The sequence below is a fragment of the Photorhabdus bodei genome, from assembly GCF_003287735.1.
In the GTDB taxonomy this organism is placed as follows: Bacteria; Pseudomonadota; Gammaproteobacteria; order Enterobacterales; family Enterobacteriaceae; genus Photorhabdus; species Photorhabdus kayaii.
On sequence record NZ_NSCM01000005.1, the window covers coordinates 65139 to 84653 of the forward strand.

The 19515-nt window shown below is 41.0% G+C and carries 19 protein-coding genes; 5 read left to right on the forward strand and 14 right to left on the reverse strand.

Annotation, left to right across the window (positions count from 1 at the left end):
* Positions 1–89: 89 nt before the first annotated feature.
* Positions 90–1796: a YbaL family putative K(+) efflux transporter gene (gene ybaL, locus CKY02_RS05685; RefSeq protein ID WP_112877963.1), complete on the forward strand. Its 1707-nt coding sequence runs from the start codon at positions 90–92 to the stop codon at positions 1794–1796.
* A 399-nt stretch (positions 1797–2195) separates the two neighbouring features.
* On the opposite strand, the gene CKY02_RS05690 is transcribed toward ybaL, so the two are convergent.
* From CKY02_RS05690 to apt, 10 genes are all read right to left on the reverse strand, one after another.
* On the reverse strand, positions 2196–2807 hold the full coding sequence (locus tag CKY02_RS05690) for a LysE family translocator (RefSeq protein ID WP_112894549.1): 612 nt from the start codon (positions 2805–2807) through the stop codon (positions 2196–2198).
* A gap of 1050 nt (positions 2808–3857) precedes the next feature.
* On the reverse strand, positions 3858–5168 hold the full coding sequence (locus tag CKY02_RS05695; RefSeq protein ID WP_112894550.1) for an inosine/guanosine kinase: 1311 nt from the start codon (positions 5166–5168) through the stop codon (positions 3858–3860).
* A gap of 98 nt (positions 5169–5266) precedes the next feature.
* A complete protein-coding gene (wzz(fepE), locus tag CKY02_RS05700; RefSeq protein ID WP_112894551.1) occupies positions 5267–6370 on the reverse strand; it encodes an LPS O-antigen length regulator Wzz(fepE) in 1104 nt (367 codons plus the stop codon).
* Between the two features lie 179 nt (positions 6371–6549).
* Positions 6550–7527, reverse strand: a complete 978-nt coding sequence (gene hemH / locus CKY02_RS05705) for a ferrochelatase (protein WP_112894552.1) — start codon at positions 7525–7527, stop codon at positions 6550–6552.
* A gap of 176 nt (positions 7528–7703) precedes the next feature.
* Positions 7704–8348: an adenylate kinase gene (gene adk, locus CKY02_RS05710; RefSeq protein WP_112894553.1), complete on the reverse strand. Its 645-nt coding sequence runs from the start codon at positions 8346–8348 to the stop codon at positions 7704–7706.
* A gap of 182 nt (positions 8349–8530) precedes the next feature.
* Entirely contained in the window at positions 8531–10423 is a 1893-nt protein-coding gene (gene htpG / locus CKY02_RS05715) for a molecular chaperone HtpG (protein ID WP_193493076.1), read from the reverse strand.
* Positions 10424–10679: 256 nt separating this feature from the next.
* Positions 10680–11285 (reverse strand): recombination mediator RecR, encoded by a 606-nt coding sequence (gene recR / locus CKY02_RS05720; protein WP_112894555.1) that lies wholly within the window; start codon positions 11283–11285, stop codon positions 10680–10682.
* On the reverse strand, positions 11285–11614 hold the full coding sequence (locus CKY02_RS05725) for a YbaB/EbfC family nucleoid-associated protein (RefSeq protein WP_049582543.1): 330 nt from the start codon (positions 11612–11614) through the stop codon (positions 11285–11287). Before CKY02_RS05725 ends, recR begins: the two co-directional genes overlap by 1 nt.
* A 56-nt stretch (positions 11615–11670) precedes the next feature.
* Positions 11671–13647, reverse strand: coding sequence for a DNA polymerase III subunit gamma/tau (dnaX, locus tag CKY02_RS05730; protein WP_112894556.1), 1977 nt, complete (start codon positions 13645–13647; stop codon positions 11671–11673).
* Between the two features lie 96 nt (positions 13648–13743).
* Positions 13744–14295 carry an adenine phosphoribosyltransferase gene (gene apt / locus CKY02_RS05735; RefSeq protein WP_112894557.1) on the reverse strand — a complete coding sequence of 184 codons (552 nt, stop codon included), beginning with the start codon at positions 14293–14295 and terminating at the stop codon, positions 13744–13746.
* A 143-nt stretch (positions 14296–14438) separates the two neighbouring features.
* Between apt and priC the strand changes: the two genes are divergently transcribed.
* Together priC and rsmS are read left to right on the forward strand one after the other, a co-directional pair.
* Positions 14439–14981 carry a primosomal replication protein PriC gene (gene priC / locus CKY02_RS05740; RefSeq protein ID WP_112894558.1) on the forward strand — a complete coding sequence of 181 codons (543 nt, stop codon included), beginning with the start codon at positions 14439–14441 and terminating at the stop codon, positions 14979–14981.
* A 22-nt stretch (positions 14982–15003) separates the two neighbouring features.
* Entirely contained in the window at positions 15004–15171 is a 168-nt protein-coding gene (rsmS, locus tag CKY02_RS05745; protein ID WP_074524823.1) for a pleiotropic regulatory protein RsmS, read from the forward strand.
* Between the two features lie 129 nt (positions 15172–15300).
* Here rsmS and CKY02_RS05750 read toward each other — a convergent pair whose 3' ends face one another.
* A complete protein-coding gene (locus CKY02_RS05750) occupies positions 15301–15738 on the reverse strand; it encodes a DUF1284 domain-containing protein (RefSeq protein WP_112894559.1) in 438 nt (145 codons plus the stop codon).
* A gap of 123 nt (positions 15739–15861) precedes the next feature.
* On the opposite strand from CKY02_RS05750, the gene CKY02_RS05755 reads away from it, so the two are divergent.
* On the forward strand, positions 15862–16626 hold the full coding sequence (locus CKY02_RS05755; RefSeq protein ID WP_112894560.1) for a 2OG-Fe(II)-dependent halogenase WelO5 family protein: 765 nt from the start codon (positions 15862–15864) through the stop codon (positions 16624–16626).
* 31 nt (positions 16627–16657) lie between these two features.
* Positions 16658–17563 (forward strand): DMT family transporter, encoded by a 906-nt coding sequence (locus CKY02_RS05760; protein ID WP_112894561.1) that lies wholly within the window; start codon positions 16658–16660, stop codon positions 17561–17563.
* Here CKY02_RS05760 and CKY02_RS05765 read toward each other — a convergent pair.
* The 3 genes from CKY02_RS05765 to CKY02_RS05775 are packed head-to-tail and all read right to left on the reverse strand — an operon-like array spanning position 17560 to position 19449.
* Complete coding sequence (locus CKY02_RS05765; protein WP_112877949.1) at positions 17560–18108, reverse strand: biotin transporter BioY; 549 nt, start codon at positions 18106–18108, stop codon at positions 17560–17562. The two genes, CKY02_RS05760 and CKY02_RS05765, sit on opposite strands and share 4 nt — an antisense overlap.
* A gap of 40 nt (positions 18109–18148) precedes the next feature.
* The gene (locus CKY02_RS05770) at positions 18149–18778 is read right to left on the reverse strand and encodes an energy-coupling factor transporter transmembrane component T family protein (RefSeq protein WP_112877948.1); all 630 of its coding nucleotides are present in this window, start codon (positions 18776–18778) and stop codon (positions 18149–18151) included.
* A complete protein-coding gene (locus CKY02_RS05775) occupies positions 18775–19449 on the reverse strand; it encodes an energy-coupling factor ABC transporter ATP-binding protein (protein WP_112877947.1) in 675 nt (224 codons plus the stop codon). Before CKY02_RS05775 ends, CKY02_RS05770 begins: the two co-directional genes overlap by 4 nt.
* Positions 19450–19515 lie beyond the last annotated feature (66 nt).

The following is a 19515-nucleotide window of genomic DNA, read 5'->3' on the forward strand; positions in this document are numbered from 1 at the left end:
TAGCGAATTTACCTCGAATTATCTATAAAATACAGTTACACCTACCTCTTCACTATGCTATTTACTAGCCTCAGCAAGAAGGAGTCTTAATGGAGCACTCGACACCACTTATCACCACTATCGTTGGCGGATTCTTTATCGCTTATCTGCTTGGTATGCTGGCACAACGCCTGAAAATCTCACCGCTGGTTGGTTACCTTACTGCGGGAGTACTCGCTGGTCCTTTCACTCCTGGTTTTGTCGCTGATGCATCACTGGCCCCCGAACTGGCAGAAATTGGTGTCATCTTATTGATGTTTGGTGTCGGACTGCATTTTTCACTCAAAGATCTGTTAGCAGTAAAATCTATTGCTATCCCTGGTGCTATTGCACAAATATTGGTCGCGACCCTACTCGGAGTAGGGCTATCAGCAATACTGGGTTGGGAATTATTTAGCGGTATCGTCTTTGGTCTCTGTCTATCAACCGCCAGTACCGTTGTTCTATTACGAGCGCTAGAAGAGCGCCAACTGATCGATAGCCAACGAGGTCAAATAGCTATTGGCTGGCTGATTGTCGAAGATCTAGCGATGGTGCTGACTCTGGTATTACTGCCCGCGGCTGCCGGTATTCTTGGTAATAAGGAAGCCAATATCGGGCAGTTAATTATGGAGCTCGCCATGACAGTCGGCAAAGTTATCGCTTTTATCTTGCTGATGATTGTTGTTGGCCGCCGTCTAATCCCTTGGGTACTGGCAAAAACCGCTAGTACCGGCTCCAGGGAACTATTTACCCTTGCTGTACTGGTTATCGCCTTGGGTATCGCTTACGGTGCCGTTGCTCTGTTTGATGCTTCATTCGCACTGGGGGCGTTCTTCGCCGGGATGGTATTAAACGAATCAGAACTAAGCCACCGTGCAGCCCAAGATACGCTGCCACTCAGAGATGCTTTCGCCGTATTATTCTTCGTTTCTGTTGGCATGCTGTTCGACCCAATGGTCCTCATTCAACAGCCCCTATCGATATTGGCAACGTTGGCAATCATTATTATTGGTAAGTCCGCCGCTGCAATGTTACTTGTAAAGATGTTCGGCCACTCACGCCGCACCGCGTTAACGATTTCAGTCAGTCTGGCGCAAATCGGTGAATTTGCCTTTATTCTAGCCGGTCTTGGGGTTGCACTCGGCCTGCTTGATGGAAATGCCCGTAACCTTGTTCTGGCTGGCGCGATTGTTTCTATCATGCTAAACCCAGTTCTATTTAGTCTGTTGGATCGCTATCTAGAAAAAACAGAAACTATTGAGGAACAGTTACTGGAAGAAACGTTGGAAGAAGAGACGCAAATTCCTGTCGATATCTGCGGCCACACTATCGTTGTCGGCTACGGACGTGTCGGCAGCTTGCTATGCCAACGCTTGCAGGAAAAAGAGATCCCTCTGGTTGTTATTGAAAACACCAGAGCTAAATTTGAGGAACTCGGTGAACAAGGTATTAGTGCGGTCATGGGCAACGCTGCCAGCAAAGATATTATGTCACTGGCGCGCTTGGATTGTGCCTGCTCCCTCCTACTAACTATTCCTAATGGCTATGAAGCGGGTGAGATTGTCGCCTGTGCAAGAGAAGCACGCCCGGATATTAATATTATCGTCCGAGCCGACTATGACGATGAAGTTACCTATATCACAGAGCGTGGAGCTAGCCACGTCATTATTGGTGAGCATGAAATTGCTAAAACAATGGCAACTGTATTCGCCAACAGTGAGCAAAGCTATCCGATTGAACCACCTCCAGCATCGCCTTTTTCGCCATTACTTTGAGGAAAGCGACTGCTGATGGAATCATTCCCTATTCCTTACCGAGTAGGGATCATGAGCCGTTCTTATCACTTAAGTATCAGTGATAAGAACGGTTCAGAGGGAACAAAACTTTCAGTTGAAGTATTGCTTTACTCAATTCTATACAACAAAAATCAGTCGAATTATCAATTAATCCTTAGCCCATTCAAAACAAGATTCAGCAACCCATTGAGGTAAATATTTTTTTATTAATAGGGAGGGTAAATACCATGCATTACTTAACATGATCATGGTATTTACCTAGTTACAACAAGGAAACTCTATACAATCCAAGCTACCTTCAACCACTATTAGCTTAATGAGACTATTAATGAAAAAGCCAATCAGTCGGGAGGGCGCAATATCAAACATCCGATTATATCAAAGATATAAAACACCTTTCATTGACGTGTAAAACATTGAAACAGAGAAAACACATAACACTAAAGAAGCAAGACGATAAAACAAATCGGGTTTTAAAATTCCTTTTCCCAACTTTCCTACATATAGCATTTTCCCAACCCCCACCCAAATCAGGGAAACGGGTAATAACGCACAAACAAAAACCGTCATGCATGGAATGTATTCTGACCACAAAGTAAATGCAGTAAGAGGAAATATATATGTAGCAAACACAAAAGCCTTAGGATTCAGCAATGTGGCAAATAATACCGTGATAAAATGGATTTTTGCTACATTCTTGTCTAATGAGAAATGCCAAACTTTAAAAGCTAGATAAGCAATGTATGTCGAAGCACACATCTTTAAGACGACCAGTGACCATATGAAAGCATGAGAGACTGTAGATAAAAATAACCCCCACAAACTAATTGCTGTTATATAACCCAATGCCTCAGCTAATATCAGCCTGAGTGTACTAATAAAACCATGTGAATATCCAGATGATACCAAAAGAGTATTTGTTGGTCCCGGCATAATTAAGACCATACTCACCATACTGGCAATTCTTATATAATCGTAGTAACTATTCATAGTATCCTCAGTGGCTGTTATACATAATAATTAATTATTTGAAATATAATAGGAAATTTTCAGTAAAAAATTTCATCACGCCCCCCATCTCTTTAAATTAACAATAATAAGTTACGGTCATTAAATACCATTACTTTCACTTAATAGCTATTAGGTTCGTCTTTTCTCTCAATGTTAGTAATCTCAATAACTCCAATTCAGTAATAAAATATACAAGAAACCTTTCCTAATATAGGCAACAAAATAAAATAATTACAGAAAACAAAAACTATTTCACTAAATGATCCTTCTGAGTTATCAATCATCGCCAAAGTTTCGCTATCTAAATTAGCATCATAAAACACTAATTTACATTTCAATACTATACAAAAAATATGAAATTCCGTATTAACCTCGGGAATACTCCTAAAATATAGCAGCTCCAATCCATATATAACTAATATCATTTCTATATATGGCCGATATCATTTCAATATATAAAGAATATCATTTCAATACACAGCTAGTATCATTTCAGTATATTACTAATAAAGGAGTATTCTCTAGCTAATCATCTTGATTATAATTAGTAAAATCAACAATTGATAAATCAGTTCCAAGATTTTTAAAAATTGTGATTTTAGTCCAAATTCTTCCTTTAGCTAATCCCTATTACAATAAACAGAAAAATTAGGTACATAATCAAATCAGCATGAACCGGATTGGTGATTTTAGCCGTATCTAGCTATATTAGAAATGCGCCGTCACACGAAATTTTTATATAAAAAACAACAATATAAGTTAAATATAAAAAACAAATAGAAAATTTTATTTGCATATTATTGCTATCTGGGTGATATAAATATTCTATTCTAGGACATTTTTAAATGTTATTTGAATTTATTTAAACAGATATATAAATAAGAATAAAATACTTTGCCTTTTATAAATTCGACGAAAAATCATTGCTGTTAATAAAATAAACTCTAACTACCATTTACAATCTTAATAAATGATTTTATAGCTAAATTTCGGCACCTCATTAATTTATACGGTGCCGAAATTTTAAAATTATCGTTCCCAGTAAGATTCTTCCAAACTATCTTCTTTTTCGGGTAAACCACGGCTTAATCGTGGGGAATGCTGACTCAATACCTGATAGCTAACTCTGTTGGCATATTTACACACTTGAGCAAGTGATGAATATGTTAGATAAGTACGGATATGTTTACTGGAATTAGGCACATTCATTCTGTGGTGATTGTTAGCCGTTATATCATGCAGCAAAGCAGATAAAGCACCATCACCTGCCCCATTGGTATTCATGATTTTTTCTGGCCCCCCCATATAAGGTTCAATATGGGAATAAACTTTCATCGGGATTTGGCAATCAGATTTACGCATAGCACGGCTGAACTCATAACGGTTAAATTCAGCAATAGCACCCGGTAACAATGGATGGGTTGTCTGACGCATATAATCTTTTTCCGTATAACCTGCCATATATAATCCAGCCGGACCTGCGGTACACAAAACTAAATCGACCCAATCTAGTGCCATATCCGAAGCCAATAGTGGATCACTGAAACCAGTAAGCTCATAAGCTTCATCTTCATTCATTGCCAGAACAGAAATATTCTCAACCAGAAAATCACGCCACCATTGTGGATCATCAGCAATAACATATTTCGTCCCTAGCGTCAGAACCACAGGTACACTATGCTTTTTCGCATATTCGATAGCTTTCATGGTTGCTTCTGGCATTGGTTCTCCCGGTTTACAACGAATCAAGTAAGCAGTTAATACCAAAGCAGAAGCTTCAGCAATAATCTTCTCAGGAATACTTTCCGGTTTAAGTTGATTCATTTGCCCAGGACTGATGGCAAAAGTCCGCTCACCATTTTCCGTTACTAACGTAAAACAGCGACCAATTGCCCCGTTCACTCCCTGTAAATAGTTCAGATCAGTACGGCTAGACGTGTTACATAAGTAGCGGTAAGCATAACTGCCAATCTGAATATTACTACACATAGTACCCAATAAGACGGAACGATCATCGGCAAGAACTGAGTAATTATGTAAAGTATTACCAATAGTGCCACCAGCAAATTCGTGGCTAATAAGATTATTATCAGTAAGTTCTTTATACAGGGTTTCAGCTACATCATCTTCAATAACTAATGAATGCCCTTGGCTGAGGTTATAGCGCTGGATAAAATCTTCATCTACTTTCGCCTCAATATCCACTAATGTCTGATCGATACCAACGATATAAGCTCGGTTATTCTCACCATCCATCATCTCTTTAATTGGCTGGAGTAAAGGATCACGCAGACTGACGGGAAAATAGTGTTTTGATTTACGTTTACCAGGGAATTTCATTTTTGATTGATGCTATAACGCCAAAAGGTGCAGCATATTAGCACAATAAAAACTGACAGGCAGCAAATGTCACTACGACATTTACTGCCAAGGAAAACTTAAGCCGCTTGCTGACGACTACGTACCATATGACGAATTAGAACAGACACCACAGCCAAGATCAGCCCAAGAAAAGCACTGCCTATTAAGATAAGTAGACGCTTCGGTGAATCTTTCGCTGTCGGCTCATAAGGAGCCTGCATATATCTAAATGGTTGGAAGTTAACTTTATCTACTTTAAGTGCTTTCAGCTCTTCTATATAGAACAAACGGTTACGTAAGTCAGCATCAATCAAGGTGGGATCTTTTATCTCCTCTGTAATTTGCAACTTACGTTGTAATGCATCAGCCCCCAAAGCAATGGAATAATCTGGATCGTCTTTGATCATTGCTCCTTCACTGGAAATAGGCTTTTTAATTCCTGCCGAATTAGCGATAGATAATGCATGTTTCAATCGCTCAATATTAGCTTCCTGTATATTATTCACACGGTTTAAATCAACGTTATATAAACCTTCAGAGTAATTAAGCTTTTGTTTTACTATATCACTTAATTCACTCTTCACCTGTTCATGGACAACAGACGACGCATAGTCAATATAGCCATTTAACAGATTATATGCATCTTCTGCGGTTCCGGCACTGAAAGTCAATTTAGTTTCACCATTTTCATCATCTTTTTCCGCTTTTGAAGAAGATGAAATATTATCATTCACAATCTTTTCAATAAGTTTTCTTTTTGCAAATGGTGAATGATCACCTGATTCAGCCACCAGATTTTTAAAATATTCTGTATTAACCAGATATTCTTCACGCAAAACCCGTGAATTAAAATTATTTAAAAAATTATTATACAGTGACGATGAAGTTACTGATGGTTGTAAACTTAAAACCTCTAACTTAGTCAGGAGATCTCTAAGTGGTTGTATCTCTTCAAGTTGAGGTTTAACAATAGAAGCCGAACTGCTCCACTTTTGTGGCATCAAAGATGCTGCTACAAAGCCAATAACAGCAAAAAGGATAGTAATAGTGATAATCAATAACTTTGATTGAAATAAAACAGAGAATAACTCAAACAAATCAATTTCATCATCTTGTTTTGAATTGTAATAATTAAAATATTCTTCACTGAAATTAGTGTCTTTAATCGGTTTATTACTCATTATTTATATCCAAATCCAAATATGCTGTTACTAATTGATATACAAAACATCATCCCACTGAGCCTATAGGTTAATTCCCATTTACTCTGAAACAAGTATGGCAGTTCCACCAGGCTGGCATCTGTGTAGCAATATACCTTAAAAAGCCAATGAACCCTAATGATAGATTAATCCTATCACTATTCATTCCTGTTTCTGACAAACCCGTTGATCAACTCTTCAAGTAGTAAAATATGACTAGCGTTGTCGTTAAGCGCCGGAATATATTCAAATTTTTTCCCACCTGCATTAAGAAACATCTCTTTATTTAGCTGTTTTATCTCTTCCAGCGTTTCCAGACAATCAGACGAAAAACCAGGGCAAAGTACCTGAATATGTTTTATTCCCTGATTAGGTAGAGTTTGCATCGTTTGATCTACGTATGGTGTCAACCATTGCTCACGACCAAAACGTGATTGATAAGCCATCATTACCTGCTCTGCCGGATAATTAATTGCTTGCTTTAGCAATCGTGTTGTTAACTTACACTGCTCAGCATAAATATCGCCCGTATCAACAAAACGCTGCGGAATGCCATGATAGGAAAGCAATAATCTGTCTGGTTGACCATGCTTATCGAAACTCTGCTCAATAGTTTCTTTCAGTGCAGAAATATAAGCCGGATGATCAGCATAACTACGAATAAAGTGAATCCCAGGAATAGTGCGGTATTTTTGCAATACCAGACTAACACCATCAAATACAGCCGCAGATGAGGAACCAGAATATTGGGGATAAAGTGGTAAAACAATCAGCTGCTCAACATTCTGCTTAAGTAAGTTGTCAATCGCTTGTTCAAGAGATGGAGAACCGTAATTCATTCCCAGTTCAACAGGGATGTCAGCAAGTCTTTCTGCCAGTAATTTCTGTTGCCGACGGCCATGTACTAATAGAGGAGAACCTTCATCAGTCCAAATTTTCTGGTATAACTTTGCTACACGTGAGGAGCGGAAAGGCAAAACAAAACCATATAATATTGGCTTCCAGATAAATCGAGATAAATCTATGACTCTTTTATCGCTAAGAAACTCAGCTAAATAACGTCTTATAGCCGCAGTTGTCGGTTTATCAGGAGTGCCGAGATTAACTAATAAAACACCAAATTTACCGTTGTTCATTATGTCGATCCTTCATTGTTTCGCTAGTGAAAACCCTAGCATAATAAAATACAGATGAAAATCATGTTTATCTACGAAAACAATGAGGAAAAATCGACTAATTTACCTGATACAGTAACTAAATAATATAGGATAAGGCGACTTATTAGTCGCCCTCTAAGAATCATTCAGGTTGATTAATCCAAAATTTTAGATAATTCTTCACTAATCTCAGATACCTTACGAGTACCATCAATTCTAAAATATTTGGTATAATCTGCCTCTGCTTCTTTTTGATAGTAGGACACTAAAGGTGCTGTCTGTTGATGGTATTCAACTAAACGTTTACGCACGATATCTTCGTGATCGTCTTTACGAACAGTCAGCTCTTCACCCGTAACATTATCCTTGTTTTCCACTGCTGGCGGATTAAATTTAATGTGATAAACACGGCCAGATGGCGCATGTATACGGCGCCCAATGATACGTTCAATAATGAGTTCATCGGGAACATCGAATTCCAAGACATAATCAACATTAATACCCGCTTCTTTCATTGCATCAGCCTGGGGGATAGTACGGGGGAACCCATCCAGCAAGAAACCATTGCGGCAGTCATCTTGTTTGATGCGCTCTTTGACCAAAGCAATAACCAGTTCATCAGTAACCAGCTTACCATGATCCATCAGCGCTTTTGCTTTTAAACCCAATTCTGAGCCAGCCTTAACCGCAGTACGCAACATATCGCCAGTAGAAATTTGAGGGATCCCATATTTCTCCACGATAAATTGCGCCTGAGTCCCTTTACCGGCGCCCGGAGCGCCCAGCAGAATGATACGCATTGCGTAAATCCCCTTGCTAGTTAGTTTTTATATTTTGAGAAAACGAGCCACCATACCATTTAGCATGGGGTTCGCTCAAGGAAACAGGTAAACGATTTCGTGATATTTTTCTGTAAAAATAAACCACGCCCCATCTCATTATCGGAGGCGTGGTTTCCAATCGTCACAAAAAAATGATTAAATCAAGCTTTCTCAGACAACAATAGCTGATTCATACGGCGAATAAACTGATTTGGGTCTTCCAACGTGCCACGCTCAGCAAACAATGCCTGATCAAGCAACAGTTCAATCCAATCCGCGAATTGAACTTCATCACTGATATCAGCAGCCAGTTTTACCAACTGATGATCAGGATTCAGCTCAAAATTGTACTTAACGTCCGGCACCTGTTGACCAGCCGCAGCAAACAATTTCGCCATCTGCGTGCTCATTTCATCCACATTTGTTGTGACAATTGCTGGAGTATCAGTCAGACGGTGAGTCAATTTAACCTCTTTTACTCGATCACCAAGCAATGTTTTTACACGCTCAACAAACGGCTCCAGCTGCTTTTCAATTTCTTCCTGTTCGGCTTTGTTTTCATCTGCCAGTTTATCCAAGGATTCATCGGCTTTACTGACTGACTGGAATTTTTTACCATCAAAATCAGTGAGGTATCCCATCATCCATTCATCAATGCGATCTGACAGTAACAGAACTTCAATACCTTTCTTACGGAACAACTCCAGATGAGGACTGTTTTTCGCCGCAGCATAACTGTCTGCGGTGATGTAGTAAATCTTATCCTGACCTTCCGTCATCCTACTAACATACTCTTCCAGAGAAACTGTTTGTGCCGAGCTGTCATTATGAGTAGAAGCAAAACGTAGCAATTTAGCGATAGCTTCTTTGTTGGTACTATCCTCCGCCGGGCCTTCTTTCATTACCAGACCAAACTGTTGCCAGAATTGCTGGTACTTTTCTGCATCATCTTTCGCCAGTTTATCCAGCATCTGTAATGCACGTTTGGTCAATGCATTACGTAAATTACGGGTAATAGAATTATCTTGTAAAATTTCACGGGAAACGTTCAGTGGCAAGTCGTTGGAGTCAATCAAACCACGGACAAAGCGTAAATAGTTCGGCATAAACTGTTCCGCATCATCCATAATAAACACACGCTGGACATACAATTTCAGCCCGTGCTTATGCTCACGGTTCCACATATCCCACGGAGCCTGAGATGGAATATAGAGCATGCTAGTATATTCCTGTTTACCTTCTACGCGATTATGGCTCCAGATCAGCGGATCAGTAAAATCATGAGAAATATGTTTGTAGAACTCTTTATACTCTTCATCTGTAATTTCAGATTTACCACGAGTCCATAAAGCTTGAGCTTTATTAATCTTCTCCCAAGTTACTGTATCCTCTTCACCCTCTTCTTCGCTCTTATTTTTGGTTTCAATTTCAACCGGCAAGGCAATATGGTCAGAGTATTTACTGATAACAGAACGCAAACGCCAGTCATTCAGGAATTCATCTTCTCCTTCACGTAAATGAAGGGTGATCTCTGTACCACGGGTTTCTTTTTCAATATCGGCAATCGTGTAATCGCCTTCACCAGCAGATTCCCAGAATACGCCCTGATCAATTGAAGCGCCGGCGGCACGAGTACGTACAGTGACTTTATCAGACACAATAAATGCAGAGTAAAACCCAACACCAAACTGACCAATTAATTGGCTGTCTTTAGCCTGATCTGAACCAATAGATTCCAGAAAAGCTTTTGTTCCTGATTTAGCGATTGTTCCAAGATTATCGATAACTTCATCACGAGTCATACCAATGCCATTATCACTAATCGTAATGCTTCTCTTTTCTTTATCAAAAGAAAGACGAACGCGTAGTTCACCATCATTTTCATAAAGTTTTGGAACAGATAATGCGCGGAAACGTAATTTGTCAGCAGCATCGGAAGCGTTTGAGATTAGTTCACGAAGGAAAATCTCTTTATTGGAATAGAGTGAATGGATCATTAATTGCAGAAGTTGTTTTACTTCAGACTGAAATCCACGGGTTTCCTGACCTTTCATACTCATTTATTACCTCAATCTAAATCCAGTTCAGACAGACAAAATCAGACGATAATATGCAGATGGGGATAAATAAGTTGAATTTCAAGTTTGATTATCCAAAAGAATTATGAAGTAACTTTTGATCATAGCAAAATGGATTAAAAGGCATGCGCCACATAAAATGTAGCGCCTCAAAACCTTTACGACTTGCTCTAACCAGACTACAACACTATTCGGTCACAACTCGACAAAACCGTAAGGCATTAACAGAAGATTAATAAGTAATCTTCTGCCGCCCAGCAAGTGAATGGGACAATGTTGTACCATCTACCATCTCAAGTTCACCACCCACCGGCACACCATGAGCAATACGGCTTGCTGTTACACCATACTGAAAGCATATCTCTGCGATATAATTGGCAGTGGCCTCTCCCTCCACTGTTGGATTAGTCGCCAGAATCACCTCTGAAATCTCCTCAGTAGAGAGACGATCCTCAAAACAATCTAAACCAATATCCATTGGACCAATGCCATCTAATGGGGATAAATGCCCCATCAATACAAAGTAACTCCCGGCAAACTGCCCAGTTTGTTCAATAGCATGAATATCCGCTGGACTTTCAACCACACAGATTTGACCATTTTGTTGACGGCGTGGATTAGCACAAATTGTGCACTGTTCCTGTTCGGTAAAAGTCCGGCAATATTTGCAGTGTCCAATTTCTGACATTGCTCTGGTCAATGCCTGAGCCAAACGCATTCCACCACTGCGATCACGCTGTAGCAGATGAAAAGCCATCCGCTGTGCAGATTTAGGGCCAACCCCTGGCAAACAGCGTAATGCTTCCATCAAGGATTCAAGGAGAGGACTGGTTTGCATCAGAATGGCATCTTAAAGCCTGGTGGCAATTGCATCCCACTGGAAATGCCTGCCATTTTCTCTTTCTGAGTTTCTTCAATACGACGGGCTGCGTCATTGAATGCGGCAGCAATCAGGTCTTCCAACATCTCTTTGTCATCTTCCATCAGGCTTGGATCGATCTCAACACGACGGCAATTATGAGCCCCATTGATAGTCACTTTAACCAGACCTGCTCCCGATTCCCCCGTCACTTCTAGATTGGCGATCTCTTCTTGCATTTTCTGCATTTTGTCCTGCATTTGCTGGGCCTGTTTCATCAAATTGCCCAAACCACCTTTACCAAACATAGATTTCTCTCTTCGCTATGGCTACATCGTACAACAAGGTACAGATTGCAGCATGGTTAAACCGGTCGGATACTGTCTTCATCCAATTCAGCATCAAATACCTGCCGCAATGTTTGAATAGTTTTATCCGCAATAATTGATTGGCGAGCTTGTGCCAATTTCTCTTCATAAATGGCTTGTCGCCACTCCAGCGGAGTTTTCTCCGCAGGATTATCATCTTCAATAATACTGAATTCAACTGTTACGCCGTACAACTCGCTTAAAGCCTCCGCTAATGACTTTTGTGTGAAAGCGGAATTAAGGTGACGCTGGCTCGAACGCAAATGTAAACGGATATTATTTTCACTAACCTGTTCTTTGAATGCATTTAATGCCAATTGCTGCACCAGTTTAGGAATTTTAAGTTTACCAACTTCTGCGGCCCATGCATCTCTCTGTTTAGATTCTTCCGTTAATTTCTCTGCCAGTTCTGGTGTTTTCTCATGTTCCAAAGCTGTTCTTAAAGCCTTTGGTGTGGCCACATGAGTTTCTGTTTTCTCCTCAATATTCTTGGCACGCCAACGGTAAGCTTCTTTTTTCTCAGACTTGTTTTCCTGTTTTTTATCTATTGATGACTGAGGTCGCTGTCCTGACACTGCGGCAAACCGTTCCAATGCTGAAGTTGCTGACTTCATCTTAACAGGCGTAGCTGATTCAGGCTTTTTTGTCGACGCTTGCTCTTGCTGTCGGGATAACACATTCCTTGCTTTCAGCAACTGCGCTGTTGGGCTTGATGCAAGCGCCTGAGGTATCTGGGGTTCCGACTGAGCAGTTCTATCCAATTGTGCCGGTTCATTAATATAATTAGCAGGTGGCACATCTCCCTGATCACTATGTTTCGGCTGTGCTGTAACTGATGGTATAACCGCAGGATGTACTACCGGTGCCGCAACCTCTTCAATAACTGTTTTCGGATGAAATGCCAAGGCTCTGAACAGCGTCATTTCAACACCCATCCTGCGCTCCGGTGCATACGGTAAGTCCCTACGACCAATCAGCAAAGTTTGATAATAAAGTTGCAAATCTTCCGGTGAAACAGCTTTTGCCAATATCCGCAAACGGCCTTCAATTGATGAAGAAGCGATTTCTGGCTGAGAAGGTAACAGCTGGAGCATTGCAATACGATGCAGCAATGCAAGAATTTCTACTAACAAATCCTCCCAATCAGCCCCCCGTGAAGCGACTTGTTCCACCAATGCCATAACCTGCTGACCGTCAGCTCGAATCAATGCTTCAATAATTGATAACGGCTGTTCATCATCTAAAGTTCCTAGCATCAAGCTGACTATTTCAGTCGTCACCAAGCCTTGTCCGATAGCAATAGCCTGATCTGTCAGACTCAATGCATCACGCATGCTGCCATCAGCAGCACGAGCCAATAGCTGACGAGCGCGGTTATCACTCTCTATATGTTCAGCTTTAAGAATACGCTCAAGCTGAGCGCTTATTTGACCAATATCCAGCGATTTGAGATGGAATTGCAAGCAACGGGAAAGAATAGTCACTGGCAATTTTTGCGGATCAGTCGTTGCCAGTAAAAACTTCACATGCTCAGGCGGCTCTTCCAACGTTTTCAATAATGCATTGAAACTGTGGCGGGAAAGCATGTGGACTTCATCAATCAGGTAGACTTTAAAACGCCCACGAGCCGGAGCATATTGCACGTTATCTAGTAATTCGCGCGTATCTTCAACTTTAGTACGGGAAGCCGCATCAATTTCAATTAAATCGACAAATCGCCCTTGTTCAATTTCAAGGCAATTAACACATTTACCGCAAGGCTTATCAGTAATACCTGTTTCACAATTTAGCCCCTTAGCAAACAAACGGGCGATCGTTGTTTTCCCAACACCTCTAGTGCCAGAAAATAAATAGGCGTGATGAAGCCGGCCATGGGCAAGACCATTAGCTAACGCAGTCAGGACATATTCCTGACCAATTACATCAGAAAATATTTGTGGGCGCCACTTACGGGCAAGTACCTGATAGCTCATTGATACCGGAAAAATCGAATACAGTTGGGTATCATGCTAACACAGCCTCACTACAGACAGCGAGGCCGATATGTTAGTAATACAAAAATAAGCAGATTAATGATCTGGGAATTCAAGTAGAGTAAAACTACTTACACCTTGTCTTTGCAGGCGCTCAACACCACCTAAGCCAAGCAAACCAATAATAAATGCCGCTTCAGAAACCTCACCACCTAAACGACGGATTAAACGAACAGTGGCTTCAACCGTACCACCCGTTGCCAGCAAATCATCAATAACCAGCACCTTATCATTTTCTTTTACGCTATCCTTATGCATTTCCAACGTATCAGTGCCATACTCCAGATTGTACGTTTCACTCAATGTTTCCCGAGGTAGTTTGCCCGCTTTACGAACAGGAATAAAACCAACACCAAGTCGTAACGCAACCGGGGCTCCAAACAGAAAACCGCGAGCTTCAGTGCCAACTATTTTTGTGATGCCTTTGTCCTGATATCGCTCCACCAGAAGATCAATTGTTGCCTGGTAGGCAAGAGGGTTATCCAATAAAGTGGTAATATCACGAAAAAGAACCCCTGGTTTTGGATAATCAGGAATAGTTTCAATACTGTCTTTAATAAATTGCAGTTGCTGCGCATTTGCGGTCATAATCGGTGCCAATGAGTAGAACACGAAGGTGCTAAAATCTATTCAAACTGATAGAAAAAAGCAACTAATGAACACGCACCAGCCTACTTTTTGTCGTCCCAGATTAATTCTGCTTCGCAAGGCATAACCATTTTAAGGTATAAATGAATACGCAGCCGTTATTAAATTTACTCGAAAAACAGGTCGATATACTGGCGGAAGAGATAGCACCATTAGCAGACACACCATTCTCTACTGCCCGGTTTGATCAGGCTTTATTTAACCGACACAGCGATAAACTCCGTGGTTATCTACAAGAAGTCAGGCACAACATGGAACAACTCAAAGAGTGTGTGCAGGATCACCGAACCGAACAGGTCGCATTTCTGACTGAACGCTTAGTTGCCCAAATAGAAGCATTAAGGCGTGAATTGTCTACCCAGTCATTGAGAAAAAAAGAGAGCCGATTTGAACATAAACAACAAACTACTGACCTGTATCACAAACTGGCTGAACATCAGGATTATGAACGCCGCCTGCTCGCAATGATCAATGATAGAGAGCTAAAATTGAATCAACAAACTACACTTAATCATCAACAAAAAATACAGAAAGAAATCGCGGCATTAGCCGGAAGACTAGCACGTTGCCGTCAATCTCTGACGCGAATTGAAAAATCAATCGAATACAAAGAGAACATGGATTAACGATTCAGATGAGGAATGCTTTATGTCCGTCGAACACGCACCACCCGAAGTTCAACTTGCTGTTGATCTGATCTATTTACTTGAATGCAATGAAATCGCTCCTGAAATCGCACTCGCCGCACTGGAAATAGTCAAACACGACTATCAAGCAAAATTAGCGAAGCAATCACAGTCGACGAAGGAATATTGAACGATTTACTTCAAACACCTTAATAGATATCTTGATCGATACTATAAAAGATTCACGTTTGTCTTAAGTATGTGATCATACATTCATATCAATATCAGCCTTTGCTAAATTTCAAACGGCTTTATATCGTCACTCGCTCTTTCCACTATTTCGTTTAAGAAACGTTGAAGAATAATCATCCGCAGCAATTCGAGTGCAAAGCGGTTCCCATTCACAGCCTATACAAGCAGATCTTATGATCCCACGATTGAAAGCCCATCGCGCCTGTTTTAAATAGGTTTCATCAAGCCTCAGCGTATGACCTATCTCAATTGGTCGGCCCATAAGAGAACCAACAGCTTCCAAAGCTCGACTATCCCGGATAATAACACTCTCGCCAAAACAATGAGGTTCATCTTCTCCAAGCAAGGGAATACATATGTCATCCGGTCCTGCCACAATCAAGATATCTTCGTCCCGAATTCGAGGAATAATCCTATTGTAGTTTTCAACAAAACTAGGGGAGTATCCGTTGCCCGCATAGGTAAGAATACACAAGAGGTGGTGACCTCTCAGGGATATTGTCATGAGTTACGCTCCTGAATGTGATCAAGTGTTGCATTTTTATACAATCAATGCTATATGATTGATACTGACCATCAATAGATCAATTTTTCTAATATAAAGAAAATCGGCTAGGAATCGACTATTATGTCGTCACGGTGGGTATCAAACGAACTTGTCAAATTATCATCAGAAAGCTTGCAGGCAATCATAGATAACAAGATTCCAGCAGCGATGATAGATGATTTTGCAACGACAAAAGAAACAGAACAACTTTCGTCTGCAATACTGAGCATGAAGGCAAAACCCTATGAATTTGGAAGGCCGGGGTTTTATTTGGGAAATACACTCGCTCATTATCGTGATCAACCAAAAGAGCAATATTTTGCTCAAGTTAGCGTAGCTGAGCAAGATCGCATCCAAATTATCAATCAAGCTTTTGATCCCGTTGATCGGTTCATGCGATACATCAATCATGATACAAATTTCAGCATTTCTGTCGCAGAAGAACCGGGGTTCGGTCCCTATTTTACCGGTATCGTTCGAATTATCTCCGGTGGCTCAGATCTACATGTAGATTACGCACCCACTTTTGCGAAAGGAAATTTAGTCGTCGGAGATATATCGACTCAGCTTGCTTGGAACCTCTATATTTTATCTCCCTCTCAGGGAGGAGAAACCGTGATCTATAACCAACCATTCAAGAATACTACCATTGATAAAACATACAAACCGTATGATAGTGCTCTATTGGTTAATTGCGAATCTTTCACTTTTCGACCTCAAGTTAGTTCAGTCGTCATTTTCAACACAACTAACCCTCATATTGTCCTGCCTGCAAGTGGCAATCGCATTGCAACAGGCTCCTTCATCGGTGTATTAAATGAGAAGAAGTTGATTTTATGGTCGTAATACATCTCAGCGAAACACTTGGGACCTGAATATGAAGAGTTCCTCTTCTTGCTCCACTGCTGTTCTATATGTCGTGACGATCATCACTGGGGGAACATCGTGGTATGCAGCAAAACTGCAATTAACTGATGTTTCACCTGTAATATCCCTGATTTATCGTTTTGGGTGTGCGTCGGTACTGCTACTTCTGATTGCTGTGATTTCACGGGAAAGACTTACACACACCTGGCGCGAGCACCTCTCTTTTGCCGCACTTGGAGCATTAGGATTCGCTGTCACATTCTTGCTGATTTACAAGGCTACGGCCTTGATCACTACCGGTCTAATCGCCCTTACCTACTCTTCAGTCATATTATTCAACTCCATAAATACAATTCTCTTCCTACGGCAATCGATTTCATGGTCAGTGCTGGTAGGCGCTGTAGTTGGGCTAACTGGGATAATTTTAGTCTTTAGTCCAGAATTTTTAAATAATGAATGGAATTGGACAGGATTCGGTTACGCAATCGCAGCAACCCTGACATTCTCATTTGCTAACATTTCCGCAGTTCAGTTACAGAGAAAAGGTGTCACTGTTCTGCCAATGACCGGGATTTCTATGGGATATGGCACCATATTCTTGCTCAGCTACGCCTTTTTGACCAAGCAAACGTTTGATTTTGATCTATCACCAGCCTATGTAACATCTCTATTCTATTTGATCCTGTTTCCTTCGGTAATTGGGTATACAACTTACTTTGCCGTTGTTGGTCGCTTGGGGGCTGAACGAGGAGCTTATACCATGCTTCTCGTTCCACTCGTAGCCTTAACGATCTCCAGCGTTACAGAAGGCTATCGTCCAACCATTTGGGCCATAATTGGCACAATGATGACACTTAGCGGTAACTATTGGGTAATTACAAACAAACATCAACCCACGACAAAAACTGACACTTAAGAACGCGGTTCAAGAGTGGGGTAAGCCCGACGAACCGTTTTCGCAATCAAAATAACCAGTACGATTTTAATAATATCTCCCGGTATGAACCCAATTGAACCTACGGCTGCTTGCCAGGTGCTGATATTAGCAAATACAGCAATCCACGGGATACCGATTACATAAACAACCATAATTCCACCAAAGACAAGAAATACAGCTTCTTTAAAGATATTCAGTTTTGCAAGATTTTTCTCATACAAATAGCCGATAACAAAAGCGGCAATCGGCCATGCCAAAATAAAGCCACCACTTGGACTGAGAAATACACTCAATCCTCCCCGCCCTCCAGACATTACCGGTAATCCAACGGAAACAAACACACAAAAGAGCAACAATGCTAATCCACCCCGTTTCGCACCAATAATGGCACCAGCAAGCATTGCTCCCATTGACTGCGCTGTTATCGGAACGCCCACAACGGGAAGTGTCAGTGGCGGAAATAAACCCAGTGCTACGGTTAAAGAGGCAAATAGTGCTATATAAACAATATCTTTGGTAGACATTTAATCCCCCTTTCTTTTCGATAAAGCCACAACCTCTGTTTTACTTGCTGCTTGATTTATTTCTGTCAAATTCTGGATCATAGGACCTAGCTTCAATAGCGGCGGAAATATCGTCTGCCATTTTGAGCATCCGCACAATAACAGGAACTGCAATTGCAATGACACTCTTATCAAGGCCCCTTGCTTTCTGCGCCTCCCGTACTTCTTCTGTAATTGACGCCAGAACAGGGATAAACCGCAAAGCAAGCGATAGAGCCAAACTCACTTTTCCAGGATTGATGCCAAGATAGTACAACCACCCAAGACCCTTTTCCAATGCGTCGATCATATCAGAAGAGCGAGTAGTGAGAGTGACCAGCGAGGCCAGCAATAAAAGAGAGGTAAGACGAACTATTACAAGTACACCTGTGGTCCAGTGGTGTAAAAACAATTGGACTATGAAAATAAGCGCGAAGATCCATAACGCCGGCCGTAATTGCATCCAAGCAGTTTTTAATGAGATTTTGGCTAACAAGTATAAAAGTACGATTCCCGCCAATGCCGCAGCAGAAAGATCGATACGTGGAATAACGAAAAGCAATGTTCCCAGAATGAGCAAAGAAATAATTTTAAGCCCAGGACTAACTCGATGCACAAATGATGAACCAGGATTATATCCAGACAGGCTCATAACATCATCCTTACGTATTCAGGGATAGCAATAGAGGGGATGTCATCAACAACGACACGACCCTCATCAAAAACCAGAACACGATCAAATCCCACTAGAAAATCAAGGTCATGAGAAACTACAATCACAGTTTGAGATAAGTTATCGATTGCTTCGGCAACACGGCGCTTGTTTCGTAAATCCAGCAAGGTTGTAGGCTCATCGAAAATAATGTAATCGGGCTCCATCACAAGAACACCGGAAATCGCAAGGAGTTGTTTCTGACCACCACTTAAAAGATGGGCAGGATGCTCCCTAAATTGAAGTAAATCATAGCGTGAAAGGGCCTCCTGCGTTCTTTGTCGAATCTTATCCTTGGTAAACCCGAGATTTTTCATGCCAAAGGCTAAATCTTCCTCAACGACTGGAAAAACGATCTGATTGTCAGGATTCTGAAATACGAAACCAACCTTACGTCGGATCGCTTTACCTTCCGTTCTGGTATTCAGACCATCCACCAAAACATCACCACTTTTCGGTACCAACAATCCATTAAGAAGGCGTGCGAATGTACTTTTGCCGCAACCATTACTACCTATGATGGCAATGCGTTTTTCCTTAAGCTGCAAATTTAATTCTTTCAATATTACTCGCTCGCCATAGGCATGCGTCACATTTCGTATTTCCAACATAGATGGTTATCCGTTCTCTTTCCGAAAAGAATCAGTACATTTTACACAGTCAAAATCTTCAGCATT

Bases quoted from the DNA above. Each gene is read 5' to 3' on its own strand.
- ybaL (WP_112877963.1), top strand. From the start codon at position 90: ATGGAGCACTCGACACCACTTATCACCACTATCGTTGGCGGATTCTTT.
- CKY02_RS05690 (WP_112894549.1), bottom strand. From the start codon at position 2,807: ATGAATAGTTACTACGATTATATAAGAATTGCCAGTATGGTGAGTATG.
- CKY02_RS05695 (WP_112894550.1), bottom strand. From the start codon at position 5,168: ATGAAATTCCCTGGTAAACGTAAATCAAAACACTATTTTCCCGTCAGT.
- hemH (WP_112894552.1), bottom strand. From the start codon at position 7,527: ATGAACAACGGTAAATTTGGTGTTTTATTAGTTAATCTCGGCACTCCT.
- adk (WP_112894553.1), bottom strand. From the start codon at position 8,348: ATGCGTATCATTCTGCTGGGCGCTCCGGGCGCCGGTAAAGGGACTCAG.
- htpG (WP_193493076.1), bottom strand. From the start codon at position 10,423: ATGAAAGGTCAGGAAACCCGTGGATTTCAGTCTGAAGTAAAACAACTT.
- recR (WP_112894555.1), bottom strand. From the start codon at position 11,285: ATGCAAACCAGTCCTCTCCTTGAATCCTTGATGGAAGCATTACGCTGT.
- CKY02_RS05725 (WP_049582543.1), bottom strand. From the start codon at position 11,614: ATGTTTGGTAAAGGTGGTTTGGGCAATTTGATGAAACAGGCCCAGCAA.
- dnaX (WP_112894556.1), bottom strand. From the start codon at position 13,647: ATGAGCTATCAGGTACTTGCCCGTAAGTGGCGCCCACAAATATTTTCT.
- apt (WP_112894557.1), bottom strand. From the start codon at position 14,295: ATGACCGCAAATGCGCAGCAACTGCAATTTATTAAAGACAGTATTGAA.
- priC (WP_112894558.1), top strand. From the start codon at position 14,439: ATGAATACGCAGCCGTTATTAAATTTACTCGAAAAACAGGTCGATATA.
- rsmS (WP_074524823.1), top strand. From the start codon at position 15,004: ATGTCCGTCGAACACGCACCACCCGAAGTTCAACTTGCTGTTGATCTG.
- CKY02_RS05750 (WP_112894559.1), bottom strand. From the start codon at position 15,738: ATGACAATATCCCTGAGAGGTCACCACCTCTTGTGTATTCTTACCTAT.
- CKY02_RS05755 (WP_112894560.1), top strand. From the start codon at position 15,862: ATGTCGTCACGGTGGGTATCAAACGAACTTGTCAAATTATCATCAGAA.
- CKY02_RS05760 (WP_112894561.1), top strand. From the start codon at position 16,658: ATGAAGAGTTCCTCTTCTTGCTCCACTGCTGTTCTATATGTCGTGACG.
- CKY02_RS05765 (WP_112877949.1), bottom strand. From the start codon at position 18,108: ATGTCTACCAAAGATATTGTTTATATAGCACTATTTGCCTCTTTAACC.
- CKY02_RS05770 (WP_112877948.1), bottom strand. From the start codon at position 18,778: ATGAGCCTGTCTGGATATAATCCTGGTTCATCATTTGTGCATCGAGTT.
- CKY02_RS05775 (WP_112877947.1), bottom strand. From the start codon at position 19,449: ATGTTGGAAATACGAAATGTGACGCATGCCTATGGCGAGCGAGTAATA.